The organism is Parendozoicomonas sp. 209JJ7-1 (assembly GCF_058147085.1).
In genome coordinates this window covers 114,484-127,337 of the sequence record NZ_JBYVJU010000006.1, presented here as the reverse complement: position 1 = coordinate 127,337, position 12,854 = coordinate 114,484, and the positions used below count along the sequence as shown (strand labels likewise).

Here is a 12,854-nt window from a genome sequence, read left to right as displayed (position 1 = left end):
ACAGGATGCCGTGTAATGATCCGTCCGTTCTTTTTTCTTATGCTGTTTATCTGTTGCTACTCATCAGCATCGGTATTCACGCCTGCTATTAAAAGTAATAATCACGGCGAAATATGGCGGTTGATCCATGCTGGCGAATCGGTAAACCCTCCTGATTCTTCGCCCTTGATGGAAGCCCTTCAATATGGAGACGTGGAGTCTGTGCTGATTTTTTTACAATCCGGTGCCAATGTTCATACTATGTTTTTGGGTACAGGTGTTTTTCGTAAACAAACATATTTAGAGTACACAACTGACTTTAACAAAATTATTGCCTTGCTAAGTTATGGTGCCAATCCTCATGAATTTAATAACCGCGAAATAAAGGCTGCATTAAGAGAACGCAGATACACCAACTCGGTTATTTATAATTCTTGGGATTTTGAGCAACCTTTGGCAAAACCAAAAACGGTGCAAGAACTCAATAAGCTTATAGATGACAGTCTCTCTATCCTGCAACTGCAATGCAGGGTGACCATTCTCCAGGAGAACCTCCCTATTGATAAGCTTCCCCGACGAGAGCAACGTTTTTTAAAAACATGTCGGAAAAATTAACCATCTGAAAGCAGTAATATAAAGGATCCTCATTAATTACCTGATTACAGAGGAAATGATTCATTTAACGATGATCCCTATCCTGGTGCGACGCCTGGCCTCATGAATGACTTATCAGACGGTTTCTGAGTGTCAGGGACTGTTGAGGTTTTATAATGCAAATTCAAGGAGAGCTCAGGTAGAGTATGGAAAAATATCTTCACAGGTCCGGCCCATGCTCAAAGGAATGGCATTTCCCAAAACTCCTGTAAAAGTCCTTGTCTGCTCCCTGCTGGCACTTCTGTCAGGATGCAGCCTGCTGAAGCCTTCAAATACGTTTGCCCCCTCCAGTTTCAAGTCTCTTAATGGCTGGAACACGGAGCAAGCCGAGGGGCTAGCCACTGCTCTGAAGGAAAGCTGCACGGTCTATTCCAAACGCACCGGCCCTGTTTCAGACAATCCCCTGTTTGGTACCTTTGAACAGTGGCATCCAATATGCGAGACTCTGCCGGTTCTGGAAAATGAGGCCCTGCCGGAGTTTTTTGAAAGCCAGTTTACTGTTTACCAGGTCGCCCCCTGGCAACCGGGGCTGTTTACCGGTTATTTCACTCCTCTGCTCCGTGGCAGCCGCACCCGCTCCACCCGTTATTCCGTTCCCCTGCTGGAAGTTCCCGATGATCTGGTACGGTTCAACCCCCGGGACTTCGATCTGGAGAGGGTGGAAGACAAGCCCAACCGTATTTTATCCGGCAAGGTTCGCAATCGCTGGATGGTGCCCTATGACGACCGTGAGAACATTAATCGCAGAACCGCAAACGGCGAGTACGACGACTCAGTACTATTCTGGCTGGACAGCAGAATAGACCGTTTTTTTCTGCAGATTCAGGGCTCCGGCACCGTCCGGCTGGATACCGGAGAAGACGTTCAGGTCCGTATATCTGGCCGCAATGGTCAGGAGTATTTCGCCATTGGTCGTTATATGAAACAGCAGGGTATGCTGGATAAAGTCTCCATGCAGAGCATACGTCGGTGGCTCGAAGATAACCCTGAACGACAGGACGAAGTCTTTAATACCAACCCGGATTTCATCTTCTTTGCCCGACAGAATAAACCCGGTCCCATTGGTGCCCAGGGAACACGCCTGATTCCTGAACACAGTGCGGCGGTTGACGATGATGTTATTCCCCTGGGCACGCCACTATGGCTCTCCACAACACTGACTGCCAATAACAACCAGCCCTTTTCCCGGGCGATGGTGGCGCAGGATGTTGGCTCAGCGATTCGCGGAGAAGTCCGGGCGGATATTTTCTTCGGTGCGGGAAAAGAAGCCGCCCGTAGAGCAGGTTACCAGAATGCAGGCGGTCAGCTGTTTATCATAGTTCCCAAACCAGCGGAGCCTGCTTCACTGATACTACCCGCAAGCATATAAGCCGGTTTTGGGAACGGTCAGGCATCAGTGCCTGACCTGCTTTGCTCTAATAACTTCACGTCTGTTGTTTATTGCATCAAGCAGAGCCTGCCTGTTGTCTGTATCCATATCCCTGTCTGCCAAATAACGGTTCTGCAGCTGGTCCAGCTCATCGTTTGTCTGTGCCTGCTGAATAAGAGAGTGCTCCCGCATCACTTCCAGCCCGTAATTGATACTGACACCTCTCTCCCTCAGAGCTTTTCCCTGGAGTTGATTGCCTTGTTTTCGGGGAATAATTGACTGCCCTTCCAGCACTTCAGCTTTTCTGCCCTGGGATTTCTGTCCCGAAAAGAGATGCTTTAAAAAACCCATTTTCCACCATGGGTTGGTTTCCCGCTGAACAGGCCCTATCCCTGGCATAATTCCTCCTTAAATTACGCGTTACTATTCTTCCGAAGCCTGGTGGCCAATAACTGTGATGCCTGAATCATATTTGCCGGGCGTCGCCCCTTTGTTGTCTTCACCTTCTGTATAAATTTCTTCACGTCTACCAGGCGTTGTTCTTCGGCCTTTCTGGCCTGCTGCAGATCATCAAACCATTCAGGAGCAACATCACCATAAGCCGCCATGGTTTTGATAACGTCAGCCTCAGCAAGACGGATATGCTGAAGCCGGGCAGAGGTTTCCCTGGCATAACTGGTGATACCCCCAACCATATTGAAAACATCACCAGCGCGTTTATAATGTTCCCCTGTTTTATCTGGTTCTATTGATTGTTTTGTTTTAGCAACTGTAACCAGAAACTCTTCAAAGAACTTATCATTGGCCTGATGTTTTTCCATAAAACCATGGGCCACTGTCTTACATTGATTAAGTGCCTGGGAAAAAGCTTCACTGGGAATATAATCCTCTTCAGGGACTTCATCCAAAGTTTCATTCAGGGCTTGCGTTGTATTTTGGTACACAGGCTGATCAGACAATTCATCCCGGATTTCATCCAGGTTCTGATAAATATGATTGTCAGGAATATCAGGCAATTCATCCGGAGGCTGCTCGCCACTTTTCTGCTTTTTCTCTATTTCTGCCCGCAGCTCTGCAGAGTTTTCATACTCAGGCTCTGAACTGGCGACCTGTTTAGAAAGTGCAGCCGACCGGGGAACATCGTAAACATTCTGCTCTTCTGTTCCGTAAACGTCATTTCTCAGGGCTATATCCACGCCCTCAGATGCTTGCTCCGAAGGAGGAACCGGTGGCAGAGGGCGACTCTGTATATCTGAAGAAGACATCCCTGATCTGGAAGAGGTAGCTTTGCCCCTATCAAGGTTGAACGGTAATGATCTGGCCAGTTTTTCAAACAGCGATGATCCTTTCCCCTTGAGGTTCAACCACGCCTTCAGCTTTCTCACCACAAAAGAATCTTCTTTCGCCGCTTTCTCCTCTCTTTGAGTCACTGCCTCAGGCTGACCAGCCTCAGAATAAACAGGATCAACATCAATAGCTTCATAAATACTGTTGTCTTCCTGAATATCAGGGAAAGAGCCAGAGGCTTCAGTACTTCCAGGGGGAGAATAAGAAGGCGGCTGGGGTATAGCCGCCTGACTAGATTTATCCGCAGGTTTTGCGTCGGCGTTTGCTACAGATGTAGAAACCTTTTGGGGTGAATTCTCCAAAGGGGCCTTTTTCAGGTGATCCGGCTTTGGAGCAACCTCTGGTTTTGGCCCTCTCGTCCTGGGTTTCTCCGCGGTATTCTTCTGAACATTTTTTTCCTGTACCTGTTCTGAGACCGGAGAAGATTTTGGCTCAGGCTTTACCGGATCTGATGAATAATGATTGGAAGCAGCACGAGACCTTACGGTCTGTGTTTCTGTCACGGCCCGGGGTTGGGGATAATTCCCCTGCTGTGGCTGCACCCAGGGCACCTGAGCAGGATAAACGGGCCGGGCCTGGGGCATATAAACCGAATAAGGCTGTTGTGTTTGCCATGGGCTGTGCTGGGGATATCCAGAGTATCCCGGCACAGTCGGCATCTGTGGAAACGGTGGGTAGTTATTCTGCCAGGCTGGCTGCTGATATTGATAAACCGGGGCAGCCGGCTGGGTGAAAACATTGACCAGCGGTCGGGTCGGATTAAAGGATGTGACGGTAAAGCTGGATAAAGGGTGAATCTGCAGATCAGGAGCTTTCGGCCACTGGGTAGCCGGCTGGTGATTCACACGTACAGTATGTCCTCCAAACTGGCCATAACTCTGGGTATGTACCTGAACATTTCCAGTTCCATACCAGCCTGTTCCCTGCACTCCGGGCTGAATCCCTCCCGGACCTCCCTGATAACCCATTCCCTGTCCCTGCCAGATTCTGATAGTTTGCTCTATTGCAATAATTAAAGCCTAACCTCGTTTTAAATCCCCTCCGGGGCGCATCTCAAGCCACCTGTCCAGTGCTTTCAGGCGGATACCACTGATAAAACCCTGCATACTGGCTGCATAAACGTTCTTATCAATAAAACTCTCCCCGCAACTATGGGCAAACTGGGGACTTCCCATCATATTTATAATCCGGTAATCCATAAGAGAGCGGAGGGAGACTTGTTCACTGGCATTAAAGCCTCTCTGCTGGTTAATGGACACCCGAGTTTGCTCAACATCCCTGGCGGTTTTCATATGCTCTATCCGCTCTATCATAGCCCTCATTTTTATCCGTTTTACCGGATCAGTCTGCCCTGCCATCAACTCTGAACGAATCTGGTCCGTCACAGTTTTTTTCTTCGCTGCATTCCCAATGGATGTTTCTGGTTCTGCCTGGCGACGGAAGGGGGCTGGGTTTTTTCTCTGCACGTTCGAAAGTTGTTTTCCCGATGATTTTACCTGTGAAGAACGAGGAACAAGAGGTGTCTCAGCTTTATCGGCAGCTCTGGCGGATTTGAGCGCTTTTTTAAATGCGGCGCGATCATGTTTCAAGGCACTGACAAGATTCTGTTCTGCCTGTTTTACATCCCGGGCAGCCTGGTGCGCGACCTGTTCTGCCTGCCGGTACTTCTTTTCTGACTGCTGGCGGGCTTTAACACCTTTACTGAGGGACAGGCTTCCGGCTTCCCCTCTCTGTGCCAGAGTGGACTTATCTAACCGCACTCTGGCAGCAGCCATTTTCTCCAGTTTGTTCTGAAACACTTTATGTTTACTTTCCAATTCAGCTTTGGCTTCCCGACTGCGGGAACTGAAAGGAGCTAATGCATGAAAACCTTTCTCTTTTCCCAACCTTGCATCCAACCCCGGAAGGGATACCTCAACTTCAGTCAGCTGCTGCCTTAAGCGAACAACCTCTGCTTCAGCGGCCTTATCTCCGGACTGCTGTTTCTCCAGGGCCCCAGCCAGCTTTCTGTTCAGTGTTTTCGCCATCTCCTGGCAGGCACCTTTTCTGATTTCCTGAATGACTTTATCCTGCTTTCCTATCCATTTGCCTGGCGTACTGTCATAAAACCCTTTAAGTGCGCTCTTCTGATCCTTTACCGAAGCGAGGCCCTGTTCCATTCCCTGCATCATCTGGGCAAGCTTCTGGCTGACTGCATGAAAATTTCTCTCAGCCTTATCAAAGCGAACCTGTGCAGACTGTAAGCCATTCTTACGGGTATCCACTGTTTCCCATCCTGCCTCAGAGCGGGCCTGTGTCAGTGCTTTGGATGCCTGGGCAAAACCCTTCCGGGCAACATCCATCTTTTTCTGTTGCTGAGTGATTTTTTGAGATTGTTTATCAAGGGTCGTGGTGGCCCTGTCATTTCCACCAACACCACCGGCCCCCCTTTGCAGGAGCCATTCTTTATGGGTATCCATCAACCTGACTGAGCGGTGTCCCAGGGTTTTCAGCTCTATAAGAGCCTGTTCAACCTTATGTCCCAGAATCACTTCACCTGGGTGGGGAGCGATCTTTCTGTTCAGTCCATAGCCAGTTCTCTCTTCTTCTGAGAAAGTGATATCTCCGGTCACAGATGACGCTGGTGTATGCCCGACTCTGCCACTATCCATATTCACGTCTTAAGACCAGTCTGTATCATCATTTTCGGGATCATCCCTGTCCGGGTCCTTTGGTTGAGCATTGGCAAATTTATTACCTAACTGACGTTGTAATATCTCAGCTACCGAATGTCCGGTTGGCTTAGGCTTCAACGCTGGCCCAATGTCTTTCTCTGCTTCCCGTCGAGCCTCAGATTTCTTTTTAATGTTTTCGTAGTGCGATGCCAGTTCATCGCCGCTCCAGGGCACACCACCGCCTGCTCTTTCCGTTTTAACCTTCTCCTTATGCTCAACTGGCGCTTCAGGCGCGGAAGACGCGCGCAACCTTCCACCAATGGGAGGAAGTGGTGGGGGAGGCGGGGGGGAAGGGACATTGCCATTCTCCGTTTTTTTGGCTCCAGACACTTTGCCAGCCCTGTCCCCAGGCAGGGGTGGGGGCGGTGGAGCCGGGGGAATGATCGATTCAGGCTGTTCTGGCTCACTCTTGATAACTGAAACTTCAGGCTTATTATTTGTCGCGGGCTTGGTATTAATTTGCTCAGGAGCTTTCTTTTCCGGAGCTTCCTTCTTCGGAGCTTCCTTCTTCGGAGCTTCCTTCTTCGGAACTTCCTTCTTCGGAACGTCCTTCTTCGGAACCTCTTTTCCCGGAGACGACTTTGGTTTATCTACTGGCTGGATGTTTTGATGCTCTGGCTTAACCGCCTGCCTGAATTGTTCAGGCGTAGCGGACTGGTTTTGCACAACCTGCTTTGTTTTCTGCTGGTAAGGGAGGGGAGCCGACTGCTGGTAAGTGCTTATCTGGTACGTCGGCTGGGGTAACCGATAAACAGGGCGCTGATACACAGATTTTTGTGGCGGCGGTGGATAAGTAGATACCAGATAAACAGTCGTCGGTATATGTGAAGCAACTGAACGTCCGCCGGGCTGAACCACCGGCAATGTTATATAAGTGACCGCAGGTGCTGGCTGGCACTGGTAACTGGAAAGACTCTGAGGATTATAGGGCAACGGCTTCTGGGCCATACCCAGCAGAGCTTTTATATCAACCACCACTTTGCTGACATGCCTGCTCAGAAACGTCCCTAACCCGGTTTTCTGGGATGTCTGGTTAGCAATCCCCTGATAGTGGGGCTGAGTCGGCCCCTGAACACCACCTGCCATGAAATTATTCCTGCCCTGCGAATAACCATTACCCGGCCTAGACTTGCCGCTCCCAAGATTCCGGAGCAGTCTTTCTATGTCACTGGCCGTTGTTCATACCCGAGCCCGCCTGGGTATCAGTGCCCCTGAGGTTCAGGTGGAAATCCACCTCTCCAACGGGTTGCCTGCACTTAATATTGTCGGCCTGCCGGAAACAGCCGTGAGGGAAAGTAAGGATAGGGTTCGCAGCGCCCTGCTGAATGCGGGATTTGAGTTCCCGGCCCGAAGAATAACCGTCAACCTTGCCCCAGCGGATCTGCCTAAGGAAGGCGGACGCTTTGACCTGCCTATAGCCCTGGGAATACTTCTGGCTTCCGGGCAACTTCCTGCACACAGCCTGAAGAACTATGAATGCCTGGGAGAACTCTCCCTCAGCGGTGAACTCAGGGCTGTTCCGGGGATTCTCCCCGCTGTCATGGCCGCGACAAAGGCCCGCAGGTATATCCTGATTCCGGACAGTTCAACTGATGAAGCCCGCCTGTGCTCAAAAGCCTCTGTATTTGCTGCGGGCAGTCTGCTTTCAGCCACAGCCCACCTGAATGGCACCCAGACTTTGCCTGTCTTGGCATTTCATCCCGAACCACAGCCAGCTCTCTCCACCGGAGAAAACTTCGCAGCCGTTCAGGGCCACTTCCAGGCCCGCAGAGCACTGGAAATCGCCGCCTGCGGAGGCCATGGCCTGCTCCTCAGCGGCCCTCCGGGAACGGGTAAAACCATGCTGGCCCGCTGTCTGCCCGGCATTTTACCGCCCCTCTCTGAGCAGCAGGCTCTAGAGGTTGCAAGTATTTACTCACTTTCAAGCCAGCAGTTACCCCAGTGGAAGCAGCCACCCTGGCGTTCCCCCCATCACACTGCCTCCTGCGCCGCGCTTACGGGTGGAGGCTCCCACCCTCGCCCGGGGGAGATCAGCCTGGCCCATAGAGGAGTGCTGTTCCTTGATGAACTTCCGGAATTTGACCGCCGCAGCCTGGAAATTCTTCGCCAACCTATGGAGTCAGGGGAAATCCTGATTTCCCGCTCCAAACAACAAACCACCTTTCCCGCCCGGTTCCAGCTTATTGCCGCAATGAACCCCTGCCCCTGCGGCTTTCTTGGGGATAAGGAGAAAACCTGTAGCTGCACCCAGGAACAGGTCCAGCGCTACCAGCGTAAACTCTCCGGACCATTGCTGGATCGCATAGATATGAAGTTAGAAGTTTCACGACTACCCATCAAAACACTGCTGGACCCCACACCAACACCACCGGAAGGCTCGGAACAGATAAGAGAGCGGGTTCTGCAAACCAGACGGTTTATCCAGCAAAGACAGACCTGCCTGAACGCCCATCTTCCCGCAAGCCAGCTGATGGACAACGCGGGGCTGGGGGATAAGGAAAAAAGTCTTCTGGATACAGCTGCCACAAAACTGCACCTTTCCGGACGCAGCCTGCACAGGCTGATTCGGGTTTCACGGACAATCGCCGATATGGAGGAAAAGGAAGGGGTTTCCTGCACGCATATTATGGAAGCCATAAGTTTTCGCTGATAAGGTACATTTTACCTCTATGAACCCATCATCCCAGGCAGCAAACTCATCAAGGACTCAAATATTAAATCTTCCAGACAGTAATGAGTTTCTTACCCTCGACAATTCCGGCAATCCAGGAAGCACCGGACGTTCTGCACAGTTCTCAAAATCAGCGGTGGCAGGTATCAACCGCGCCCGGAAATTTATAGAGAAATATTCTTCTAACCTCCCTGAACAATTGACTGTCTCCCAGGCAAAAAAGATTCTCCAAAACAGAAAGGTTCACTTTACTTCCACCGACTATTTCGCTCACGGAATTCTGGAAAAAGCCAAAACTATACTGCTATCCCTCAAATTTCCTTCAGGGGGGAAAACACCGGAAGACTGCTTTCGGGAAAAAATAGTACATCTGGAAAACCCGGTTAACCCCATTCCATGTGAAGATATTCTCCGTCGCCTGGAATGTATTCTGGCCATTGTGGAAGATGACGGAAGAAGTGAGCTTGTAAAAATAGTCTCCCCATCTCATGCAAATGCTTTAAAACGCTGGATGACTGAAAAAGCGACACAGCACAAATCTTCGGGCCTTAATCCCATATATATGCCTGAAAAAACAGATGGCCAGTGCAGAATGCTGAAAAGCCTGGGCGCTGTAGCCTCAGAAGCGGGTTTTCAAAGACTTCCGGATATATATCAAGAGTGGTGCACAGAAAATTCTGAACTTCAGGTCTATCTGTTTCCCCAGCCTGCACCTCCACGGCCAAAAGAAGATAAGTACCCTGAGAACCAACCTTTGGAAGAAGCCCCTTCATCCGCTTCTGAATTTCCAGCAACACATGGTAAAAAGCCCCCGCCAAATAGCGGAGACTCTTCCGTTGAAACAACTGTCTGACAGCTGTCGCTACCCTGATCAGTTAGACAGAGTCTCCCTCAGGAACTGCTGAGCATTACGCTCTTTTTGATTACGCACCGGCCGGTTCCTGGTATAAACGCCCTCAGCCCCCAGAGACCAGCTGCGAGTATTATCCGTAAGATAAACTTCCAGCTCCTTGCGTATCCGGATAACCAGTTTGCTGTTGCTGATGGGGAAACAGGTTTCCACACGCTTATCCAGATTACGGATCATCAGATCCGCACTGGCACAGTAAACCTGCTCTTCGCCACCATTGTAGAAATAGAAGACACGGGTATGTTCCAGAAAGCGGCCCACAATGGAACGTACCTTGATATTCTCAGAAAGGCCGGGAATACCCGGCTGCAGACAACAGATACCACGCACCACCATATCGACCTTCACGCCCGCCTGGGAGGCTTTGTAAAGGGCTTTGATAGTGACCGGCTCTGTCACCGAGTTCACCTTGATTATGATGTGGGCTTTCTCACCATTGCGGGCACGTTCAGCTTCTTTACCGATCAGCTCAATCAGGTTTTTCTTCAAAGTGAACGGAGCATGGAACAGCTTCTTCACCCGCAGAGCCTTACCCATGCCAGTAAGCTGCTGGAACACCTTGTGAACATCGCTGGTAATAGCCGGGTCACAGGTCAACAGACTGTAATCGGTATACAGGCGGGCATTACCCTGGTGATAGTTACCGGTTCCGAGGTGAGCATAACGCTCAACCTTACGGCCTTCCCGACGCACCACCAGCATCATCTTGGCGTGACACTTATAGCCAACCACACCATACACGACTACCGCTCCGGCTTCCTGCAAACGACGGGCGAGAATCAGGTTCTCTTCCTCATCAAAGCGGGCCCGAATTTCTACGACAACGGTCACTTCTTTACCATGACGGGCCGCGTCCACCAGCGCATCCACCATGGGAGAGCGGGAACCGGTTCGGTAAAGGGTCTGCTTGATCGCAAGAACCTGGGGATCTTTAGCCGACTGGCGCAACATATCCACAACAGGGGTAAATGACTGGAACGGATGCAGCAGCAGAACATCATGCTTGCGAATAGCTTCCAGCAGCCGGTCACTCTTGGTCGGCAACCCTTTGGGATAGCCGGGCACTATGGGTGTAAAGCGCAGGTCAGCATGATTGTCACTGTCACAGACATCCATAAGCCGGGTCAGGTTGACCGGGCCATTTATCTCGTAACGCTCATCTTCCGTCAGGCCAAACTGATTCAACAGAAAGTCGGACAAATAACGGGGACAGTTATCCACCACTTCCAGGCGTACGGCATCACCGTAACGACGGGAGTGCAGTTCACCCTGCAGAGCCGTTGCCAGATCTTCAACATCGTCGTCTTCCAGGCTGAGGTCACTGTTCCGGGTCAGGCGGAACTGGTAACAACCCATAATTCTCATGCCCGGGAACAGATCTTCCGCATGGGCGTGGATAATGGACGACAGGAATACATAATCATCTCCGTCGCCTTTACATACATGTCTGGGCAAACGAACAATGCGCGGTAATGAACGGGGAGCAGGAATAATAGCCATACCGGTTTCCCGGCCAAAAGCATCCTTACCATCCAGCTGAACAATAAAGTTGAGTATTTTGTTGGCCAGTCGTGGGAAGGGGTGAGCCGGGTCCAGCCCGATAGGGCTGATAATCGGCATCACTTCCTGGAAGAAGAAGGTGCGAATCCAGCTTCTCTGGGCATCGGTCAGCTCATTTCTGCGCAGAAAGCGTATGCCCTGCTCTCGCAGAGTGGGGAGCAGTACTTCATTCAAGATGTTGTACTGCTTCTCAACCTGCTGGTGAGTCACCCGGCTGATTTCTTTCAGCACCTCTTCCGGGCGCATACCATCCAGACCAACCTGCTCCCGGGCAAATTCAATCTGCTGCTTGAGACCGGATACCCGAATCTCAAAAAACTCATCCATGTTACTGGAAAAAATCAGCAGGAAACGCAGCCTTTCAAGGAGCTGGTGCTCTTCATTTAAAGCCTGATCAAGCACCCTGATATTGAACTGCAGATGACTGAGTTCACGGTTCAAATAGTAATCAGGGTTATTGTAATCCGTAAGGAGCTTAACCGGTTCCACGATATCCCGTTCTACAGCCTCTGCTGACTTTTCCATAATACTCCCGCTCACAGACTCTAATTTTTTTTCCATGCTGCCCCATTCCGTTGATTTTATCAGGCTCCCTTCATCAAACGGGCAGCCCGGGGGGCGAAGTACGTCAGAATCGCATCAGCACCCGCCCTGCGCATAGCTGTCAGGCTTTCCATCATCACGGCGTCGCCATCCAGCCAGCCATTATCCGCCGCGGCCATATGCATCGCGTATTCACCGCTGACCTGGTACACGAAAGTCGGTACCTTAAAACCGTCTTTTACCAGGCGAACAATATCCAGGTAAGGCATGCCCGGCTTTACCATCACCATATCTGCGCCTTCAGCAAGGTCTGCGGCCACTTCGTGTAGGGCTTCATCACTGTTGGCCGGGTCCATCTGGTAAGTATATTTATTCCCCTTACCCAGATTCGTTCTGGAACCTACCGCATCCCGGAAAGGCCCGTAATAACTGGATGCATATTTGGCAGCATACGAGAGTATACGTGTATATATGTGACCGTTTTCTTCCAGTGCCTCACGAATTACGCCAACCCGGCCATCCATCATATCCGACGGTGCCACAATATCCGCGCCGGCTTCAGCATGGCAGAGGGCCTGTTTGATCAGGATTTCAACGGTTTCATCATTCAGGACATAACCGCTCTCATCGATAACACCATCCTGTCCGTGACTGGTGTAAGGATCAAGAGCAACATCAGTGATAATACCCAGCTCCGGATAACGGTTTTTCAGCGCCCGAACAGTACGGGGAACCAGACCATCGGGGTTCCAGGCTTCTTTGCCTTCCAGGCACTTTTGGTCAGCGGAGATCACCGGGAACAGCGCGATAGCGGGAATGCCAAGCTCAACCCACTCTTCTACATCCTTCAGCAGCTCATCCAGGCTCAGGCGTTCCACTTCTGGCATGGACGCGATGGCCTCACGGGTCATCTGACCTTCAAGCACAAAAACAGGGTAAATCAGGTTGTCGACAGAAAGGCTGTTTTCCCTCATCAGCCTCCGGGAAAAATCATCTCTGCGCATACGCCGGGGACGGGCTGACGGGAAAGGGCGCTGGATCTGATTCACTGGGGACTCCTTTAACTATCATATCCTGCCGGAAGGTTTCACCGCAGGTAATCGCAAG

At 50.9% G+C, this 12,854-nt stretch carries 10 protein-coding genes; 4 read left to right on the top strand and 6 right to left on the bottom strand.

Features of this window, described 5'->3' with window-relative positions; translation table 11 throughout:
• Positions 1-15: 15 nt before the first annotated feature.
• A complete protein-coding gene (locus tag ACY2RQ_RS07840; RefSeq protein ID WP_490112407.1) occupies positions 16-594 on the top strand; it encodes a hypothetical protein in 579 nt (192 codons plus the stop codon).
• A 214-nt stretch (positions 595-808) separates the two neighbouring features.
• The gene (gene mltA / locus ACY2RQ_RS07835; RefSeq protein WP_490112406.1) at positions 809-2,002 is read left to right on the top strand and encodes a murein transglycosylase A; all 1,194 of its coding nucleotides are present in this window, start codon (positions 809-811) and stop codon (positions 2,000-2,002) included.
• A gap of 24 nt (positions 2,003-2,026) precedes the next feature.
• Here the strand turns inward: mltA and ACY2RQ_RS07830 are convergent, their stop codons facing one another.
• The 4 genes from ACY2RQ_RS07830 to ACY2RQ_RS07815 are packed head-to-tail and all read right to left on the bottom strand — an operon-like array spanning position 2,027 to position 7,149.
• Entirely contained in the window at positions 2,027-2,401 is a 375-nt protein-coding gene (locus ACY2RQ_RS07830; RefSeq protein ID WP_490112405.1) for a hypothetical protein, read from the bottom strand.
• A 14-nt stretch (positions 2,402-2,415) separates the two neighbouring features.
• Positions 2,416-4,317: a hypothetical protein gene (locus tag ACY2RQ_RS07825; protein ID WP_490112404.1), complete on the bottom strand. Its 1,902-nt coding sequence runs from the start codon at positions 4,315-4,317 to the stop codon at positions 2,416-2,418.
• 51 nt (positions 4,318-4,368) lie between these two features.
• Positions 4,369-6,000, bottom strand: a complete 1,632-nt coding sequence (locus ACY2RQ_RS07820) for a hypothetical protein (RefSeq protein ID WP_490112403.1) — start codon at positions 5,998-6,000, stop codon at positions 4,369-4,371.
• 9 nt (positions 6,001-6,009) lie between these two features.
• Entirely contained in the window at positions 6,010-7,149 is a 1,140-nt protein-coding gene (locus tag ACY2RQ_RS07815; RefSeq protein ID WP_490112402.1) for a hypothetical protein, read from the bottom strand.
• Between the two features lie 76 nt (positions 7,150-7,225).
• On the opposite strand from ACY2RQ_RS07815, the gene ACY2RQ_RS07810 reads away from it, so the two are divergent.
• Positions 7,226-8,713, top strand: a complete 1,488-nt coding sequence (locus ACY2RQ_RS07810) for a YifB family Mg chelatase-like AAA ATPase (protein ID WP_490112401.1) — start codon at positions 7,226-7,228, stop codon at positions 8,711-8,713.
• 19 nt (positions 8,714-8,732) lie between these two features.
• Complete coding sequence (locus tag ACY2RQ_RS07805) at positions 8,733-9,587, top strand: hypothetical protein (protein ID WP_490112400.1); 855 nt, start codon at positions 8,733-8,735, stop codon at positions 9,585-9,587.
• 18 nt (positions 9,588-9,605) lie between these two features.
• Here ACY2RQ_RS07805 and ppk1 read toward each other — a convergent pair whose 3' ends face one another.
• Both ppk1 and hemB read right to left on the bottom strand, forming a co-directional pair.
• Positions 9,606-11,729, bottom strand: coding sequence for a polyphosphate kinase 1 (gene ppk1 / locus ACY2RQ_RS07800; RefSeq protein WP_490112399.1), 2,124 nt, complete (start codon positions 11,727-11,729; stop codon positions 9,606-9,608).
• A gap of 59 nt (positions 11,730-11,788) precedes the next feature.
• The gene (hemB, locus tag ACY2RQ_RS07795; protein WP_490112398.1) at positions 11,789-12,796 is read right to left on the bottom strand and encodes a porphobilinogen synthase; all 1,008 of its coding nucleotides are present in this window, start codon (positions 12,794-12,796) and stop codon (positions 11,789-11,791) included.
• Positions 12,797-12,854 lie beyond the last annotated feature (58 nt).